This window comes from Pseudomonas tructae, from assembly GCF_004214895.1.
Classification (GTDB): domain Bacteria; phylum Pseudomonadota; class Gammaproteobacteria; order Pseudomonadales; family Pseudomonadaceae; genus Aquipseudomonas; species Aquipseudomonas tructae.
Genome location: NZ_CP035952.1, coordinates 4,150,869 through 4,168,173 on the forward strand (window position 1 = coordinate 4,150,869; position 17,305 = coordinate 4,168,173).

General features: G+C 61.5%; 15 protein-coding genes and 1 tRNA gene. 9 read left to right on the forward strand and 7 right to left on the reverse strand.

The features are described from left to right. Positions 1 to 19: 19 nt before the first annotated feature. The gene (locus EXN22_RS18935) at positions 20 to 1,939 is read right to left on the reverse strand and encodes an ATP-binding cassette domain-containing protein (protein WP_130265509.1); all 1,920 of its coding nucleotides are present in this window, start codon (positions 1,937 to 1,939) and stop codon (positions 20 to 22) included. Positions 1,940 to 2,160: 221 nt separating this feature from the next. On the opposite strand from EXN22_RS18935, the gene EXN22_RS18940 reads away from it, so the two are divergent. Further along, entirely contained in the window at positions 2,161 to 4,089 is a 1,929-nt protein-coding gene (locus EXN22_RS18940; protein ID WP_130265510.1) for a transglycosylase SLT domain-containing protein, read from the forward strand. Positions 4,090 to 4,184: 95 nt separating this feature from the next. On the opposite strand, the gene EXN22_RS18945 is transcribed toward EXN22_RS18940, so the two are convergent. Further along, on the reverse strand, positions 4,185 to 4,985 hold the full coding sequence (locus EXN22_RS18945; protein ID WP_130265511.1) for an MOSC domain-containing protein: 801 nt from the start codon (positions 4,983 to 4,985) through the stop codon (positions 4,185 to 4,187). Positions 4,986 to 5,029: 44 nt separating this feature from the next. Next, the gene (locus EXN22_RS18950; protein WP_130265512.1) at positions 5,030 to 5,965 is read right to left on the reverse strand and encodes a chemotaxis protein CheV; all 936 of its coding nucleotides are present in this window, start codon (positions 5,963 to 5,965) and stop codon (positions 5,030 to 5,032) included. Positions 5,966 to 6,309: 344 nt separating this feature from the next. On the opposite strand from EXN22_RS18950, the gene EXN22_RS18955 reads away from it, so the two are divergent. The 3 genes from EXN22_RS18955 (at position 6,310) to EXN22_RS18965 (ending at position 8,819) form a co-directional block, all read left to right on the forward strand. After that, a complete protein-coding gene (locus EXN22_RS18955; RefSeq protein ID WP_407691936.1) occupies positions 6,310 to 6,837 on the forward strand; it encodes a histidine kinase in 528 nt (175 codons plus the stop codon). A gap of 435 nt (positions 6,838 to 7,272) precedes the next feature. After that, complete coding sequence (locus EXN22_RS18960) at positions 7,273 to 8,163, forward strand: sensor histidine kinase (RefSeq protein ID WP_130266865.1); 891 nt, start codon at positions 7,273 to 7,275, stop codon at positions 8,161 to 8,163. After that, a complete protein-coding gene (locus tag EXN22_RS18965) occupies positions 8,160 to 8,819 on the forward strand; it encodes a response regulator (protein WP_130265513.1) in 660 nt (219 codons plus the stop codon). Before EXN22_RS18960 ends, EXN22_RS18965 begins: the two co-directional genes overlap by 4 nt. On the opposite strand, the gene yegS is transcribed toward EXN22_RS18965, so the two are convergent. Further along, positions 8,803 to 9,702 (reverse strand): lipid kinase YegS, encoded by a 900-nt coding sequence (gene yegS / locus EXN22_RS18970; protein WP_130265514.1) that lies wholly within the window; start codon positions 9,700 to 9,702, stop codon positions 8,803 to 8,805. The two genes, EXN22_RS18965 and yegS, sit on opposite strands and share 17 nt — an antisense overlap. A gap of 280 nt (positions 9,703 to 9,982) precedes the next feature. On the opposite strand from yegS, the gene EXN22_RS18975 reads away from it, so the two are divergent. Together EXN22_RS18975 and EXN22_RS18980 are read left to right on the forward strand one after the other, a co-directional pair. After that, on the forward strand, positions 9,983 to 11,437 hold the full coding sequence (locus EXN22_RS18975) for a mannose-1-phosphate guanylyltransferase/mannose-6-phosphate isomerase (RefSeq protein WP_130265515.1): 1,455 nt from the start codon (positions 9,983 to 9,985) through the stop codon (positions 11,435 to 11,437). A gap of 65 nt (positions 11,438 to 11,502) precedes the next feature. Beyond that, positions 11,503 to 12,750 carry a glycosyltransferase family 4 protein gene (locus EXN22_RS18980; RefSeq protein WP_130265516.1) on the forward strand — a complete coding sequence of 416 codons (1,248 nt, stop codon included), beginning with the start codon at positions 11,503 to 11,505 and terminating at the stop codon, positions 12,748 to 12,750. On the opposite strand, the gene EXN22_RS18985 is transcribed toward EXN22_RS18980, so the two are convergent. Both EXN22_RS18985 and moaB read right to left on the reverse strand, forming a co-directional pair. Then, the gene (locus EXN22_RS18985) at positions 12,739 to 13,941 is read right to left on the reverse strand and encodes a molybdopterin molybdotransferase MoeA (protein ID WP_130265517.1); all 1,203 of its coding nucleotides are present in this window, start codon (positions 13,939 to 13,941) and stop codon (positions 12,739 to 12,741) included. The genes EXN22_RS18980 and EXN22_RS18985 overlap by 12 nt on opposite strands. Positions 13,942 to 13,948: 7 nt before the next feature. Then, the gene (gene moaB, locus EXN22_RS18990; protein WP_130265518.1) at positions 13,949 to 14,488 is read right to left on the reverse strand and encodes a molybdenum cofactor biosynthesis protein B; all 540 of its coding nucleotides are present in this window, start codon (positions 14,486 to 14,488) and stop codon (positions 13,949 to 13,951) included. Between the two features lie 197 nt (positions 14,489 to 14,685). Between moaB and EXN22_RS18995 the strand changes: the two genes are divergently transcribed. From EXN22_RS18995 to EXN22_RS19005, 3 genes are all read left to right on the forward strand, one after another. Continuing rightward, on the forward strand, positions 14,686 to 14,907 hold the full coding sequence (locus tag EXN22_RS18995; RefSeq protein ID WP_010223359.1) for a YgdI/YgdR family lipoprotein: 222 nt from the start codon (positions 14,686 to 14,688) through the stop codon (positions 14,905 to 14,907). Positions 14,908 to 14,972: 65 nt separating this feature from the next. Next, a tRNA-Pro gene (locus tag EXN22_RS19000) sits at positions 14,973 to 15,049 on the forward strand. 131 nt (positions 15,050 to 15,180) lie between these two features. Then, positions 15,181 to 15,555, forward strand: a complete 375-nt coding sequence (locus EXN22_RS19005; RefSeq protein WP_130265519.1) for a bacteriocin — start codon at positions 15,181 to 15,183, stop codon at positions 15,553 to 15,555. Positions 15,556 to 15,621: 66 nt separating this feature from the next. Here the strand turns inward: EXN22_RS19005 and mqo are convergent, their stop codons facing one another. After that, positions 15,622 to 17,220, reverse strand: coding sequence for a malate dehydrogenase (quinone) (gene mqo / locus EXN22_RS19010; protein ID WP_130265520.1), 1,599 nt, complete (start codon positions 17,218 to 17,220; stop codon positions 15,622 to 15,624). Positions 17,221 to 17,305 lie beyond the last annotated feature (85 nt).

Below are 17,305 nucleotides of genomic sequence, written 5' to 3' on the forward strand. Positions count from 1 at the left end.
AGACGCCGGGCCCTGCCCTTCAGCTGTCGAGTTCGGCCCAGCGCTCGACCAGTACATCCAGTTCGGCCTGCAACTTCTCCAGGCTCGCCAGTACGGCGCTGGTCTGCTCGATCGGACGCTGATAGAAGGTCGGAGCAGAAATCTCTTCCTGCAGCGCCGCCATCTTTTGCTCCAGGGTGTCGATCTGGCCTGGCAAGGCTTCCAGCTCGCGCTGCAGCTTGTAGCTGAGTTTTTTCTTCGGCGCTTCAGCCGCTGCCACCGCTTCGGGCGCAGGTGCCACGGCCTCGATCACAGCAGTATTGAGCTCGGACTTGCCCGACTTGCTCTCGGTAACGCCGAGCAACTTCGGCGAGCCACCCTGGCGGATCCAGTCCTGATAGCCACCGACATACTCACGCACTTTGCCCTCGCCTTCGAACACCAGGGTACTGGTCACCACGTTGTCGAGGAATGCCCGGTCGTGGCTGACCATCAGCACGGTGCCGCTGAAGGTTAGCAGCACCTCTTCAAGCAACTCGAGGGTTTCAACGTCGAGGTCGTTGGTCGGTTCGTCGAGGACCAGCAGGTTCGCCGGCTTGCTGAACAGCTTGGCCAGCAGCAGACGCGCCCGCTCGCCACCGGACAAGGCTTTCACCGGAGTTCGTGCGCGCTGCGGGCTGAACAGGAAGTCGCCCAGATAGCTCAGCACGTGGCGGCTCTGGCCGTCGATATCGATGAAGTCGCGACCTTCGGCAACGTTATCGATCACGGTCTTTTCCAGATCCAACTGATGGCGCAACTGGTCGAAATACGCCACATCGAGCCGGGTACCCTCTTCCACTTTACCGCTGGTTGGCTGCAAGCCGCTGAGCATCAGCTTGAGCAACGTGGTCTTGCCCGTACCGTTGGCGCCGAGCAGACCGATTCGGTCGCCACGCTGCAGCACCATGGAGAAATCCCTGATCAAGAACGGCCCGCCCGGGTGAGCAAAGCTCACATTCTCGAGCACCATCACCTGCTTGCCAGACTTGTCGGCGGTATCGAGCTGAATATTGGCCTTGCCGGTGCGCTCGCGACGTTCGCTGCGCTCAACGCGCAGAGCCTTCAAGGCGCGCACGCGGCCTTCGTTACGGGTACGACGGGCCTTGATGCCCTGACGGATCCACACTTCTTCCTGAGCCAGACGCTTGTCAAACAGCGCGTTGGCGGTGGCTTCGGCAGCCAGTTCGGCTTCCTTGTGCACGAGGAAGCTGGCGTAGTCGCCGTTCCAGTCGATCAAACCGCCGCGATCCAGTTCCAGAATACGCGTGGCGAGGTTCTGCAGGAAAGAACGGTCGTGGGTGATGAACAGCACGGCGCCCTGAAAATCCTTCAGTGCGTCTTCGAGCCAGGCAATGGCACCGATGTCCAGGTGGTTGGTTGGTTCATCGAGCAGCAGCAGATCCGGCTCGGACACCAGAGCCTGCGCCAGCAATACGCGGCGACGCCAGCCACCGGACAACTCGGCAAGGGTCTTGTCGGCAGGCAGCTGCAGGCGACTCAGAGTGCTGTCGACCAGGGTCTGCAAGCGCCAGCCATCACGTGCCTCGAGGTCGTGCTGAACATGCATCAGCTTTTCCAGGTCAGCATCGGTGACGATGTTCTGGCTCAGGTGATGATATTCGGCAAGCAACGCGCCAACACCGTCGAGGCCTTCGGCGACCACGTCGAACACTGTCCGCTCGTCGGCCACTGGCAACTCTTGCGGCAACTCGCCGATTTTCAAACCGGGCGCACGCCACACCGAGCCATCATCAGGATTCTGGTCGCCTTTGACCAGTTTGAGCATGCTCGACTTGCCCGTACCGTTGCGACCAATGATGCACACCCGCTCACCACGGGCGATCTGCCAGGACACCTTGTCCAACAACGGCGTGGCGCCGAACGCAAGGGACACATCGCTTAATTTGAGCAGGGTCATGATCTTCTCCAAAAACCGGGCGCGCATTCTACCCGACTTGCGCCGGCTTCACATTAAGCAGCGTGTCTTACAGCACCTTCCGACGACAGGCCGAGTCTTTACAACCAGATACAAGCACAATGCTTTCATCCGCCTGCGGCAACCGGCTAAGCTAAGGCAATGCAATTCCAACAGTGCTGGCCTCGCCGTCACTTTTCATGGTCAAACTGCCCGGAAGTCTCATGCGCAGCCGCCTGTTCTGCCTCGTATCCAGCCTGCTTCTCACTGCCTCGGCGGTGAGTGTTGCCCAAGCCACCGACATTACCCAGCAACGTCAATATTACGATGAAGCCAAACGCGCCCTGGCCAAGGGTGACAAGGGCCCCTACCTGCGTTATGCCGACGCCCTGCGCGACTACCCGTTGACGCCGTACCTGGCCTACGACGAGCTCACCGCCCGGCTGAAAACCGCCAGCAACGACGAAATCGAAAAATTCCTCGCCGCCCACGGCGACCTGCCCCAGGCCAACTGGATGAAGCTGCGCTGGTTGCGCTGGCTGGCCGAGCGTGGCGAATGGGCAACCTTTACCAAGTATTACGATCCGAAGCTGAATTTCACAGAGCTGGACTGCCTCAACGGCCAGTACCAGCTCAGCCACGGCCAGCGTGCCGAAGGCTTCGCCAGCGCCGAAAAACTCTGGCTGGTCGGCAAGTCGCAACCGACAGCCTGCGATGCCCTGTTCGAACGCTGGGCCGCCGAAGGCCAACTGACCGAGCAAAAGCGCTGGGAGCGCGCCAAGCTGGCAGCGCAAACCCGCAACTATGCGCTGGCCAACACCTTGGTCAAGAGCCTCAACACCCTGGCCCCACAAGGCCGCCTGCTGATTGAGGTGGCGCAGAAACCCGAGCTGCTCAACCAGCCCGGGCGCTTCACCCCGGTCAATGAGGCGATGTCCGACGTGGTCAGCCTCGGCTTGCGCCGCCTGGCTCGCCAGGACCCGGAGCGGGCCATGAGCCTGCTCGACGATTACGCCAACCGCATGCATTTCTCCCGCGACGAGAAAGTCGCCATTGCCCGCGAGATCGGCCTGACCCTGGCACGCCGCTACGACCCGCGAGCGCTGGAGCTGATGACCCGGTACGACCCGGAGCTACGCGACAACACCGTCACCGAATGGCGGCTGCGCCTACTGCTGCGCCTGGGCCGCTGGGAAGATGCCTACGAGCTGACCAAACGCCTGCCGCAGGACCTGGCCACCAGCAACCGCTGGCGCTACTGGCAAGCGCGCAGCCTGGAGCTGGCTCAGCCGAAGAACCCGCAGATTCCGCTGCTGTACAAAACAGTGGCACGCGAGCGCGACTTCTACGGCTTCCTTGCCGCCGACCGCTCGCAAACGCCTTACCAGCTGAACAACAAGCCCCTGGCACTGAGCCAGCAACTGATCAACAAGGTACGCAACACGCCGGGGGTCAAGCGCGCACTGGAGTTCCACGCCCGCGGGCAGATCGTCGACGGTCGCCGTGAGTGGTATCACGTCAGCCGGCATTTCAACCGCGACGAAATGGTCGCCCAGGCCAAGCTGGCCTACGACATGCGCTGGTACTTCCCGGCCATTCGCACCATCAGCCAGGCCAAGTACTGGGACGACCTGGACATCCGCTTCCCGATGGCCCACCGCGACACCCTGGTGCGCGAAGCCAAGGTGCGCGGCCTGCATTCGAGCTGGGTGTTTGCCATTACCCGCCAGGAAAGTGCATTCATGGACGACGCCCGCTCAAGCGTCGGCGCCAGCGGGCTGATGCAACTGATGCCGGCCACCGCCAAGGAAACCGCGCGCAAGTTCAGCATTCCATTGGCTTCGCCTGCCCAGGTGTTCAACCCGGACAAGAACATCCAGCTGGGCGCGGCTTACCTGAGCCAGGTGCACAGCCAGTTCAATGGCAACCGGGTACTCGCCTCCGCCGCTTACAACGCCGGGCCAGGCCGTGTGCGCCAATGGCTGCGCGGTGCCGATCACCTGAGCTTCGATGTCTGGGTCGAATCGATCCCGTTCGACGAAACACGCCAATATGTACAGAACGTGCTGTCGTATTCAGTGATCTACGGGCAGAAGCTCAATTCGCCGCAGCCGCTGGTGGATTGGCATGAGCGGTATTTTGACGATCAGTGATTGAAAAGAGCCCGCCCCCGTTGTGGGAGCGGGCTTACCCCGCGAAAACGCCGAACTAACAACGCTGTACACTCCATCGCGGGGCAAGCCCGCTCCTACAACACCGTCACCGCCATCCCCACCTCAAGCACCCCCGCCCCGTCCGCCACCAGGTTCTGCCCAAACAGCACATTCCCTTCCTTCTCCCGGTAGGTGCGCAAGGTCGCCAGCGGCTCACGGTCCGCGCTGCGTTCGCCGGTCTGCGGGTCGATGGTGGTCATGATGCAGCGCTCACAGGGCTTGAGCACACGAAACTCCATCTCGCCGATGCGAATGCGTTTCCAGCCATCCTCGGCAAATGCCTCAGCGCCTTGCACCACCAGGTTGGGGCGAAAGCGCAGCATCTCCAGCGGCCGCCCGACCCTGGCAGCCAGATCATCCAGCGACGCCTGGCCGATCAGCAGCAAGGGAAAACCATCGGCGAACGCCACGCGGTCGCCGATCAGGCCATAGCCGCCGGGCAAGAAGCGCGCGCGCTGTTCGGGCACGTGCACCAGGCGCACGTCCTTGCCGATGAAGTCGCTGAGCCACTGCGCGGCCGCATCGCCAGCATCCGGGACACGAAACGTGTCGCGCCAGATGGTGATACCGCGCAGGTCGCTGTCCGGCTCAGGCACGGCCACATGCAAGGCAGGGTGGCCCGACGCTTGGAGGGTGAGGCTGCCATCGGCGCTGTGCAAGGCCGTTAACTGGCTCATCTGCGGGTACATGCGCTGGGTCAGAAAGCGCCCGTTGCCCTGCTCCACCAGCAACCAGCGACGGTCCCCGCCCAACCCCAGAAGGTCCAGCGAGGAAGTTTGCAGCGCCTCACCGCGCGCTGATTTGAGCGGATATCGATACAACGCACTCAGGTGCATCGCGACCTGCCTTGTGTCGGTGAAAAAACCTAGTCTATACCGACTCAGGCCGTGGCTTCATCCAGCATCAGGCGTTGACGCACGACATCGACCAGCTTGTCGGGCTGGAACTTGGACAGGAAGTTGTCGCAACCGACCTTTTTCACCATCGATTCGTTGAAACTACCCGACAGCGACGTGTGCAGCACCACATACAGTGGACGCAGGCGCGCGTCATTGCGGATTTCGGTGGTCAGGCGGTATCCGTCCATTTCCGGCATTTCGGCGTCGGTGAAGATCATCAACAGCTTCTTGCAGACATCTTCGCCGGCATCGGCCCAACCCTTGAGCATGCGCAAAGCCTTGAGACCATCACTGGCCACGTGCATCTTCACCCCCAACTGCGACAACGTGTCACGCAGTTGCGCCAAGGCGACAGTGGAGTCATCTACCAGCAGCACTTCACGGCCTCGGGCGCGCGCCAGCACCGGGTCTTCGAGCTTGTCGCGCGAGACCTTGGCGCTATAGGGAACGATTTCCGCCAGGACCTTCTCGACGTCGATGATTTCCACCAGTTGCTCGTCCACCTTGCTGATCGCCGTCAGGTAATGCTGACGACCGGCGCTGGTCGGCGGCGGCATGATGGCTTCCCAGTTCATGTTGACGATGCGATCGACCCCACCGACCAGGAACGCCTGCACCGAACGGTTGTACTCGGTGACGATGATGGTGCTGCCCGGACCCGGCTCCAGCGGGCGCATGCCAATGGCTTGCGACAGGTCGATCACCGGCAGGGTCTGCCCGCGCAGGTTGACCACCCCGCAGACGTACGCATGCCGCTGCGGCATCAGGGTCAGCTTGGGCATCTGCAACACTTCCTGGACCTTGAACACGTTGATCGCGAACAGTTGCCGGCCCGCCAGGCGGAACATCAGGATTTCCAGGCGGTTTTCGCCCACCAGCTGCGTTCTTTGATCTACCGTGTCGAGAATGCCAGCCATCGAAGAGCCCCCAGGTGTGTCGAAAAATGATCCCAATGGCCCTGTATCGGCCGCTTGCCGTAGAGCTTGACCCCTTGAAGAAAATGCTCCACGGCCCATTGATGTCATTTTACCATCATGCTTTACTGCACTCACCTCTCCGCTGTCGCAAACACCCGCAAAGGGTCGTATCGAAAACACCTCATCAGGGAATCCCCTAGTGACAATCGGGTGAGACCTGATGTTCGCAATATCCATTAGCCATTAATGTGACGCCATTCTCATTGCATGAACGGAGTCAGGCTTTTGTCAGCGATCGCCTCATGGTGGACAGCCCCCGCTCCAGCCTTTCACGCTGGAGCCAAATGATGGCTAACGACGCACTGTACAACAGCGCCCTACAGGATTTCCTGATCGACGCACAGGTACTGCTGACCAAGGCAGAGGAATGCCTGCTACACCTGCAACTGATCGATAACGATCCGGATGCCTGCCACTGCCTGAACCACACCCTGGCCACCCTGGTGGAACGCGCGCAGGCGCTGGGGCTGGTCGAGGTCGCCGCCTACAGCCTGCAATTGCAACAGTTGCTGGAGCCCGCACAGGCGCAACCGGCATTGCAAGGTGACGCCTTGCAGGCCCTGGAAAGCTGCCTGACCTTGCTCGCCTGGCAACTGGAACTGATCGACCCGCACACCGGACGTCTGAGCCTGGATACCGAGGAGCAGGTGCAATTGCTCGATACCCTGGCCAGTGCCCTGAGCCCGACAGCCTCCCTGGCCTGCGCCTCTTGCCTCGAAAGCCGCCACACCTGCGAGCACCCTGCCCCGGCAATGACTGCGCCAGCCGCCGCGCACTCCACTGCACTTTCCTCGGCAACCAAGGGCAACTAAGCGACATAACAACACTGCCTTGGCGAAGATAATCAGCCGACCTCATGCGCGCACACTAAGGTCTAACTTAGCGTAATTCACAACATTTCCAGTGACGCAAAAAAACACTCTACTTAATTGATATCGGACAAGATTGTTGCTCCGCAAACTGATGGCAAAGTGCTAGATTTGTGGGTAAGCGGAACTCTCGTACCAGCCCGTAAAAGCTGGCTATTCAGTCAGTTATAAGAGTTCGCGACCAATTGTATTTGAAGTGATACCATGCGCGCAGATGAAGGCTTGATCATTGCGCTCTCCCCCCGAGAGACCCCATGCAGACTTCATCGCCAACCCCAGGCTCCGACATTTAAACGTTATTGAAGGCAATCCGACAAAAGCCTCTAATTTGACCTTTGCAGGGCTTTCAACAGCGATATTTCAGTGGCTTCATTTTCTATGCTCTCAAGCCTCAAGACATTCACGCGCTGGCCCCCCCAAGCCGCTGCGTTGCGCTGGGCAACCGCCCTGCTGTGCCTGGCTTCGGTTGCCTTCAACCTGGCAATCTACCTGCTTGAACGCCCGCTGCCGGTCGCTGCCCTGGCCCTGCAACTGATTGCCCTGTCGAGCATTGCCTGGCAGTTGCGCCAATGGGCCCGCTCGATTGCTCTGCGCCCTGCGGAGCTTGCCGATCGGTTGCTCAAGGTTCAGGAAAGTGAACGCCAGCGGCTGAGCCGCGAATTGCACGATGACATAGGCCAATTGCTGACCGCCGCCAAGCTCCAGGCCGACTGGCTGCAACGTCGCGCGCCGGCTGAGTTGCAGGAGCATTGCAGCACCTTGCGCAGCACCCTGGATGACACTCTGGCCAATGTGCGCGATGTCTCGACCATCCTCAATCCAAGACAACTGACCAGCCTGGGCCTGGAAGCCAGCTTGCGCGCACATTTGCTGCGCACCCTGGAGAACACCAACCTGCACTGGAGTCTGGAATGCCGCCAACGCCTGGGCGGACTCCCTAAAGACATGGCGATTGCCGCCTTCCGCATTACCCAGGAAGCAGTAACCAACATACTGCGCCATGCCAAGGCAAAGAACCTTGTGGTGCGCATTCAGCGCCAATCTGACGGTCTGTCCCTGTCAATCAGTGATGATGGCCTGGGCTTTTTACCCGCCAACAGTCCGGCCGATGCAGGCCAACGCGGCATGGCCGGCATGCTCGAGCGTGCCGGCCTGCTCAATGGCACCCTGTCGATCAACAGCCAGCCTGGCCTGGGCACCCAGATCGACGCCCTGTTCCCCTGGCCTCCCCGTACCCTCGAACGCGCCAAGACAAATAACGCCCCATGACCTGTACATTGCTGTTGGTGGACGACCACTCACTGATCCGCGCAGGTGTTCGCGCACTGGTGTCCGACATACCTGGCTATGCCGTGATTGGCGAAGCCAATGACGGCGGCCAGGTGCCCGAACTGGTCATGCAACTGGACCCGGACATCGTCCTGCTGGATATTTCCATGCGCAGCACCAGCGGCCTGGACGCCCTGAGCCGGCTGCGCGCCATGGGATGTCGCTGCAAGGTACTGATCCTGTCAATGCATACCGACCCGGAGCTGATCATGCAGGCGCTGGAAAGCGGCGCCCATGGCTACCTGCTCAAGGACACCACCGCCACCGAGCTTGAACAGGCATTGGCGGCGCTACGCAGCAACGAGCGCTACCTGAGCCCGGCAATCGCCCACACGGTGATCAACCAGGCGCTGCTGCACGCCCAGTCAGGCAAGCCGGAGGCGGCCGAAAAGCACAACCTGACCGCCCGCCAACTGGAAATCCTGCGCCTGATCGTGCGCGGCAAATCGACCCGGGAAATCGCCCAGGGCCTGGGCCTGAGCATCAAGACCGTCGAAACCCACCGTTCGCAAATCATGAAACGCCTGCAGATCTACGATGTTGCCGGCCTGGTATTGTTTGCCGTGCGCGAGCAGATCATCAGCCTTGACGACTGAGTAACGGCGAGCCCTGAGGCAAGTGCACCCGCAAGGCTTGCGGCATTACCCGAAAACACAGGTTGTCACCCTGCAAGGGCTCACCATCGAGGTTGATATCCAGGCCTTGCGAGCTTTTGATCTCGACCCAGGGCAAACGCGCGCGGACAAACAGGCTTTCCAGGCCCAGGCCGTCGCTGAGCAAACCACGCAAAGTCCCGACCACCTCCTGGGGCGCCGGCAGAATGCTGACCTCGAGCAGGCCATCGTCGACCCGGGCCTGTGGGCACAACACATGCCCACCGCCGGCCTGCCGACCATTGCCAATACCCAGCGCCAACAATTCGCCCTGCCACTGGAAATCCGGCCCTTGCAGCTGCACGGAAGCTGCGCTCAGCTCACTGAAGCGCGACAGGCCGGTAAACAGGTAGGCTGCAGCACCCAGGACCTTTTTCAGGTCTTCGCTGGTGTTGGCCGTGACCTGACTGCCAAAGCCGCCAGTGGCCATGTTCAAGAACACCTGCCCACCAACCTCCCCCAGATCGATCGCCTGCGCCGGCGTCTCCAACAGCGCCAGGGCCCGGTCTGGCTCCAGCGGCACGCCGGCAGCCCTGGCAAAGTCATTGGCGGTCCCCAACGCCAGCAACACCAGGCTGGCGTCAGTACCTGCGCGCGCCATGGCCTCGGCCACATCGCGCAAGGTGCCATCGCCGCCCGCCGCGACCAACTGCGAGTAACCGCCGGCCAGCGCCTCTTCCACCAGGCGCTGGGCATCTCCACCCTCCCAGGTCAGGCGCACCTCCAGTTGCCAGCCACGTTCACGCATGGCGGCCACCGCGGCGCGCACTTCTTCATTCATGGCTTGCTTGCCATGCAGGATCATCAATGCCTTTTGCTGCGCCATGTGTGCGTTCCCCGAACAATTGAGCGTCGAGTATCTCGACCTTATCCGGCGCGCCTTTACTGCAGTGCATTTGAGATTTTTGCAGTGATTGGCACACCATTCATACAAATGTCATTGAAAGCTTCGCCGCCCAGAGGCATCATTCGACAAATATTTGGCCTTCATGGAAGATGCTGGTGATAAAAGTCATTTTATTGACTCATTACGCAAAAGCCTGCCTGGTTGCTCTGTTTACTGTTGCTGCACTGCCCCGGCAGTGCCTCTGACTCGAGGCTGTGAGATGAGTGTTCTGATTCCTTGCATCATCGCCGGTGGCGCCGGCACCCGCCTGTGGCCGGTCTCCCGGGAGACCATGCCCAAGCCGTTCATGCGCCTGCCCGATGGCCAGAGCCTGCTGCAAAAGACCTTTAGCCGCGCCAGCCGACTGGCCGACGTCGAGCGGATCTTGACCGTAACCAATCGCGACGTGTTCTTCCGCACCCAGGACGAATTCCGCCAACTGAACAAAGCCAACCTGGCCCTGGATTACATCCTTGAACCCATCGGCCGCAACACCGCAGCTGCAATCGCCGCCGCCGCCCTGCACTGCGCCCGCCTGTACGGTGAAGACGCACAATTGCTGGTACTGCCCGCCGACCACCTGATCACCGACCTCAACGCTTTCGAACAAGCCGTCAACCATGCCCGAGCCCTTGCCAGCCAAGGCTGGCTGACCACCTTCGGCCTGGTGCCAAACCGCGCCGAAACCGGTTTCGGCTACATCGAAAAAGGTCAACCCCTGGACGCCAACGGCTTCAAGGTCGCCCGTTTTGTCGAAAAGCCCGACGCTCAAACCGCACAACAGTACCTCGACGGCGGCCAACACCTGTGGAATGCCGGGATGTTCTGCATGCGTGTCGATGCCATCCTCCATGAGCTGGAACGGCACACCCCGCAATTGCTGGCGGCGGTCAATCATTGCCTGGCCCTGAGTTCTTGCAAAGAAGGCGCGCGCGAGCGCCAGGTGGAACTGGACCCGGACAGCTTTGCCCAGGTGGAGGATATCTCCATCGATTATGCCGTCATGGAAGTATCGCAACAGGTCGCAGTACTGCCCAGCCAGTTCGGCTGGAGCGATATCGGTAGCTGGGAGGCCGTTCGCGCGCTCAAGGCCGGTGACCACCAAGGCAATCGCTGCACCGGCGAAACCGTGCTGCACGATGTGCGCAATTGCTACATCGACTCCCCTCGGCGCCTGGTCGGCGCGGTGGGCCTGGACAATCTGATCATCATCGACACCCCCGACGCCCTGCTGATTGCCGATGCCGCGCGCAGCCAGGAGGTCAAGGTGATTGCCCAGCAGCTCAAACGCCAGGGTCACGACGCCTACCGCCTGCACCGCACCGTCAACCGGCCGTGGGGCACCTATACCGTGCTCGAGGAAGGCCCGCGCTTCAAGATCAAGCGCATCATGGTCCGCCCCGAAGCCTCGCTATCACTGCAAATGCACCACCACCGCAGCGAGCACTGGATCGTGGTCAGCGGCATGGCCTGTGTCACCAATGGTGAAGAGGAATTTCTGCTCGACACCAACGAATCGACTTTCATCAAACCCGGACGGGTGCACCGCCTGACCAACCCGGGCGTGATCGATCTGGTGATGATTGAAGTACAAAGTGGCGAATACCTGGGCGAGGACGACATCGTGCGCTTTACTGATATCTATGGACGCGCCTCGGAGCCAGCCGCAAGCTGACTGCCACGACGCGTCCATTTTCATTTGCATGCCGTTACCTGCCTTAACACAGAGGAAAAGGGGTCATGCGTGTACTCTGGACACTACCTTACTTACCCTGGCCAACCACCAGCGGCGGCAAAACCCGGCAATACCATCTACTGCGCAGCCTGGCGCAGCGCGGTCATCGCATTACCCTGCTGGTGCAGTCCAAAGTGCCTCCAAGCGAGGCCGCACGACAGGCGCTGGAGCCTTTTCTCGAACGCCTGATCGTGCTCCCCAGGCGGCCCTTGCACAGCCCGCTGAACCTGCTGGCGGCGATCTACGCCAGCTACCCGATGCGCGCCAGCATCAATGGCCTGGCGCCGCACCTGCGCCATCGCTTCGAGCAAATGCTGGACGAGCCGTGGGATGTCATCCAGATCGAACACAGCTACAGCTTCCAGCCGTTCGAGAAAGCCCTGCAGGCACGCGGGCTGCCGTTCCTGCTCAGCGAACACACGATCGAGTCGATAAGCGGCGCGGCCTGTCACGATCGCCTGCCGCTGTGGCTGCGCCCGTTCAATGCGTTCGATCGCTGGCGCTATCGGCGCTGGGAGAACCGCGTGCTGAGCCAGGCTCACGAAGTGGTTGCGGTCAGCCCAACGGATGCTGCGCATATCAGCCAGGTGACCGGCCACCCCACCGCGGTGGTGATCAACGGGGTCGACTGCGCGCACTACCAGACCATCCAGCCCGCACCGCACAGCCAGCGCCTGCTGTTTGTCGGCAACTTCGAGTATGGCGCCAACCTTGAGGCCATCGAATGGGCACTTGAAGACATTCTTCCGCAAGTCTGGCTGAGCAATCCGGCGGTACGCCTGGCCGTGGTTGGCCACGCGCTGCCACCCAGCTGGAAACTGCGCTGGAGCGACCCACGGATTGAATGGGTGGGCTACTTACCTGATCTGCGCGAACTGCAACGTCAGTCGGCAATCTTCTTCGCGCCACTGCGTTACGGCGGCGGCTCAAAGATCAAGGTGCTCGAGGCCATGGCCGCCGGGCTGCCGGTGGTGACCACAGAAAAAGGCGTTTCAGGCTTGCAGGTAACCCAGGGTGAACACTACCTGGCCAGCGATGACGGCGGCCAGTTGGCGCTGATGATCACCCAGTTGCTCAACCAGCCGTGGCGCATGCGCCAGTTGTCGCAAGCGGCGCGCGAGTTTGTCTGCAGCCAGCACGACTGGAGTGTCGCCGCCGGCCAGCTGGAAAGCGTGCACGCGCGCCCCAGCCTGCGCGCGCCCAGCGGCGCCGATCTGGTGGATGGCGCCTTGCTGAGCCGCTCAGCCAAGTAGCTCGCTCAAGGGAATGAACTGGACGATGTCGCCTTTGCCCGGGGTGTGGCCCTCACGGACTTCGACCAACCCCTCGGCCCAGGCGGCGCTGCGCAGCACGCCGGAACTCTGGTTCTTGTAAATCAGCGCACTGCCCTGCTCCAACCGGCCGCGCAGGTACTCACGACGACTGCCAGCCTTGGGCCAGTCGAAACCGGCCGGAACCGGAAACTGCAGCGGCGTGACCTCGGCAACGCCCTGGCGGCGCAGCAGGTAAGGCCGGGTGAGCAAGCCGAAGGTCACCAGGGTCGAGGCCGGATTGCCAGGCAGCCCAATCACCGGCACACCTTTGTAATGGCCGAAGGTCAATGGTTTACCGGGCTTGATCGCTAGTTTCCACAACGACAGCTCACCCTCTTCGCGCAAAGCGATGCCCAGGTAGTCCGCTTCGCCCACCGACACACCGCCCGTGGAGAGAATAAGGTCAACCGCCTGCAACGCCGCGAGGCAATCACGGGTGGTCTGCAGGTCATCGGCGATGATACCGGCATCGATCACTTCGCAACCCAGGCGCTGCAACCAGCTGCCGAGCAAACGCCGATTGCTGTTGTAGATTTGCCCGGGGCCCAGGGGCAAGCCAGGCTCGACCAGTTCGTCGCCGGTGGACAACACCGCCACCCTCACCCGCCGCACCACAGTCAGCTCGCCGCAGCCCAACGACGCCGCCAGCCCCAGCTCGATCGGCCCGAGCCGGGTGCCGGCCGCCAGTACCGCCTCACCGGCCCGGGTCTCCTGACCTTGCGGCCGGATGTTCTGACCAACACGCAAAGGCTCGCGAAAGCGCACGCGCTGATCGTCAAGCACTTCGGCGTTTTCCTGCATCTGGACGCAGTCAGCGCCCGGCGGCAGCGGCGCACCGGTAAAAATTCGCGCACAGGTGCCTGGCTGCAATGGCTGGGGCGCATGCCCGGCGAATACACGCTGACTGACCGGTAACGGCTCGCCGGTCCAGTCGGCCAGGCACAAGGCGTAGCCGTCCATGGCACTGTTTGGCCAGGGCGGCAGGTCGAGGCTCGACACCAGCTCCCGGGCCAGCACGCGGCCCTCGGCGGCGGCCAGGGGAACCTGTTCGGTCTCCCTGATGGGCGCGGCCTCAGCCAGCGCCAGCAATCTGCCCAGAGCGTCCTCGACTGGCATCAACGAGGTGGTCATAGACGCCTCAACCACGGCTTTCACAGGCTGCGGCCTGCTTCAGGTGGGTAACGAAGTTGCAGGGCCGGTGACGGGCATCCAGCTGTTCGGCGAGGATGCCATCCCAACCGGTGCGCACCGCATTGGTCGAGCCCGGCAGGCAGCACACCAGGGTGCCATTGGCCAGCCCGGCCAGCGCCCGGGACTGCACGGTGGAGGTGCCGATGTCGGCCAGGGAAATGTGCCGGAACAGCTCGCCGAAACCATCGACCTGCTTGTCCAGCAGGCAAGCCACTGCCTCCGGCGTGCTGTCGCGGCCCGTGAAGCCGGTACCGCCGGTGATCAATACGACTTGCACCTGCTCGTCGGCAATCCAGGTGGCAACCTGGGCGCGAATCTTGTAAAGGTCATCCTTGAGCAGCACCCGCGCAGCCAGGGCATGGCCGGCCTCGCTCAGGCGGTCGACGAAGACTTGACCTGAAGTATCGGTTTGCAGGGTGCGGGTATCGCTGACCGTCAGTACGGCAATGTTCAGCGGCACGAACGGTACATCTGCCTTGGCTTTCATGGGACCTTGAATCCATTGATAGGAACGAATGAGCGGTGTTATATCACAGCCCCGCCAGCCTCGCGCCCGGCGCAGCCCCAGGCATTGTTGCCAGTCAATAATGTGGGATTGCCGCTATGCTGCAATCTGTATGGAACTTGCGCAGGCGCTCTGCGTCTCAAGAAACATTACGCACCATCCTTTATTGGAGAAACACAATGATTCAACGGACTCTTCCCGCTTTCCTGCTTGCCCTGGGCCTCGGCACTCTGGCGGGCTGCGCATCGCCGACCGTCATCACCCTGAACGATGGTCGCGAAATCCAGGCGGTCGATACTCCACAGTACGATGAAGACTCGGGCTTCTACGAATTCGAACAGCTGGACGGCAAACGCACCCGCATCAACAAGGATCAGGTCCGTACCGTCAAGGACCTGTGACCTGAGCGACAAGCCACTTTCGAGGGGCTTGCCGATAAGGGGATTTTGAGTAATATTTTCTCCATCGGAGTGTAGCGCAGCCAGGTAGCGCGTCTCGTTCGGGACGAGAAGGCCGCAGGTTCGAATCCTGTCTCTCCGACCAGCTTGCTCATCGAAAAAGCCCGCCCCGCGCGGGCTTTTTCGTGCCTGGCAGATGAGTTGCAATGGCCAGCATTGCGCGGCGGCGGCGCTGCCAGCAGAATGCGCGCCTTTCGAACATTGAGGTTGATTCACATGCGTAAGACTCTTGTCGCCCTGACCCTGGGCCTGCTGTGCGCACAAGGCGCCATGGCCGGTGATGGCCAGACCGCAGTAGGCGGTGGCCTGGGTGGAGTACTGGGTAACGTGGTCGGGCAACAGCTTGGCGGTAGCACCGGTGCAGCCATTGGTGCCGGCGTCGGCGGCGCGGCGGGCAGCGCCATGGGCGCGAAGAAAGGCAACAAGACCAAGGCGGCCATTGGTGGCGGCCTGGGCTCGGCCGGTGGCTCGCTGGTTGGCGGCAAGCTGGGCGGCAGCACCGGGTCGGCAATCGGGGCCGGCCTGGGCGGCGCGGCTGGCGGCGCACTGGGCAACAACCTGGCGGACAGCCATCGCAAGAAGCGTCACTGATCCGCAAACCACAAAAACAAACAACCCCCTATTCAGGGGGTTGTTTGTTTCCAGCACAGCAACAGCTTACAGCGCAGGCTCAGCCTGTACTGCAGGGGCCGCTTCCGGCAGTACCGGAACGTACAGCAAGTTCAGACGCGAGCTGCTCCACTCACGGGTCTTGTTGGTCAGCTCAAGGTTGTTGTTGAGCTTCTGGCCATAGGTCGGAACGATTTCCTTCAGCTTGGCCTGCCATTCAGGGGTCTTGATGCGATCCTTGAAGGTCTTTTCCAGCACGGTCAGCATGATCGGCGCAGCGGTCGATGCACCTGGGGATGCGCCCAGCAGCGCAGCGATGGTGCCGTCCTGGGCCGCAACGACTTCGGTGCCGAACTGCAGAATGCCACCGTGCTCAGGATCCTTCTTGATCACCTGTACACGTTGACCGGCTTGCAGCAGTTTCCAGTCTTCGTTCTTGGCGTTCGGGAAGTATTCGCGCAGAGCAGTCATGCGGTCATCGAAACTCAGCATCAACTGGCCCATCAGGTAGGTGCTCAGGTCGATGTTGTCGATGCCGGCGTGAGTCATCGGCATGATGTTGTGGGTAGTCAGCGCAGCGAACATGTCCAGCAGCGAGCCGTTCTTCAGGAACTTGGTCGAGAAGGTGGCAAACGGACCGAACAGCAGCACTTCCTTGCCATCGATCACGCGGGTATCCAGGTGCGGAACCGACATCGGCGGCGCACCCACCGAGGCCTTGCCGTACAGCTTGGCCTTGTGGCGGGCAACGATGTCCTGGTTGTCGGTCATCAGGAACTGGCCGCCCACCGGGAAGCCGGCGTAGCCGTCTGCTTCAGGGATGCCCGACTTCTGCAGCAGCTTCAGGGCGCCACCACCGGCACCGATGAAGACGAACTTGGCCTTGATGCTGCTCTCGACACCCTTGTTGGCCAGGTCGGCAACGACCACGGTCCAGGTGTTGTCAGCGTTGCGCACAATGTCACGGACTTCGTGCTGGACGTGCAGCTTGACGTTGTCATGCTTGGTCAGCGAGGCGAACAACTGGCGGGTGATCTCGCCGAAGTTTACGTCGGTACCAATCGGCATGCGGGTGGCAGCGATCTTCTGGTCGGCGGCACGGCCTTCCATCACGATCGGTACCCACTTCTGGATCTGCGCGTGGTCTTCGGAGTACTCCATGCCACGGAACAGCGAGCTGTGCTGCAGGGCTTCATGACGCTTCTTGAGGAACTCGACGTTCTTGTCGCCCCAAACGAAGCTCATGTGCGGCACGTTGTTGATGAACGACTTGGGGTTGCTCAGCACGTTCTGCTCGACCTGGTAGGCCCAGAACTGCTTGGAGATCTCGAACTGCTCGTTGACACCCACCGCCTTGCTGATGTCGATCTTGCCGTCGGCACCTTCGCTGGTGTAGTTCAGCTCACAGAACGCGGAGTGACCGGTACCGGCGTTGTTCCAGGCGTTGGAGCTTTCTTCGGCGACCTTGTCCAGGCGCTCGTAGATATCGATCGACCAACCGGGTTCCAGCTCGTTGAGGTAGGTACCCAGGCTTGCACTCATGATACCGCCGCCGATCAGCAGCACGTCTACGGTTTTCTCGGGCTCACTGGGCTTGGAGCAACCGATGACACTCAGGCACAGGAGCGTCAGCAGGATTTTTTTCATAGTTCAATCCAATTGAAGTGAAGTAATTGGCAATGACCGCAGGTCCCGTAGTGCACGCCCGGATTCTTGTTGTTGCTCGCGCAGT

Excerpts from the sequence above, each read along its gene's own strand:
- EXN22_RS18935 (WP_130265509.1), bottom strand. The coding sequence starts at position 1,939 with ATGACCCTGCTCAAATTAAGCGATGTGTCCCTTGCGTTCGGCGCCACG.
- EXN22_RS18940 (WP_130265510.1), top strand. The coding sequence starts at position 2,161 with ATGCGCAGCCGCCTGTTCTGCCTCGTATCCAGCCTGCTTCTCACTGCC.
- EXN22_RS18945 (WP_130265511.1), bottom strand. The coding sequence starts at position 4,985 with ATGCACCTGAGTGCGTTGTATCGATATCCGCTCAAATCAGCGCGCGGT.
- EXN22_RS18950 (WP_130265512.1), bottom strand. The coding sequence starts at position 5,965 with ATGGCTGGCATTCTCGACACGGTAGATCAAAGAACGCAGCTGGTGGGC.
- EXN22_RS18955 (WP_407691936.1), top strand. The coding sequence starts at position 6,310 with ATGATGGCTAACGACGCACTGTACAACAGCGCCCTACAGGATTTCCTG.
- EXN22_RS18960 (WP_130266865.1), top strand. The coding sequence starts at position 7,273 with ATGCTCTCAAGCCTCAAGACATTCACGCGCTGGCCCCCCCAAGCCGCT.
- EXN22_RS18965 (WP_130265513.1), top strand. The coding sequence starts at position 8,160 with ATGACCTGTACATTGCTGTTGGTGGACGACCACTCACTGATCCGCGCA.
- yegS (WP_130265514.1), bottom strand. The coding sequence starts at position 9,702 with ATGGCGCAGCAAAAGGCATTGATGATCCTGCATGGCAAGCAAGCCATG.
- EXN22_RS18975 (WP_130265515.1), top strand. The coding sequence starts at position 9,983 with ATGAGTGTTCTGATTCCTTGCATCATCGCCGGTGGCGCCGGCACCCGC.
- EXN22_RS18980 (WP_130265516.1), top strand. The coding sequence starts at position 11,503 with ATGCGTGTACTCTGGACACTACCTTACTTACCCTGGCCAACCACCAGC.
- EXN22_RS18985 (WP_130265517.1), bottom strand. The coding sequence starts at position 13,941 with ATGACCACCTCGTTGATGCCAGTCGAGGACGCTCTGGGCAGATTGCTG.
- moaB (WP_130265518.1), bottom strand. The coding sequence starts at position 14,488 with ATGAAAGCCAAGGCAGATGTACCGTTCGTGCCGCTGAACATTGCCGTA.
- EXN22_RS18995 (WP_010223359.1), top strand. The coding sequence starts at position 14,686 with ATGATTCAACGGACTCTTCCCGCTTTCCTGCTTGCCCTGGGCCTCGGC.
- EXN22_RS19005 (WP_130265519.1), top strand. The coding sequence starts at position 15,181 with ATGCGTAAGACTCTTGTCGCCCTGACCCTGGGCCTGCTGTGCGCACAA.
- mqo (WP_130265520.1), bottom strand. The coding sequence starts at position 17,220 with ATGAAAAAAATCCTGCTGACGCTCCTGTGCCTGAGTGTCATCGGTTGC.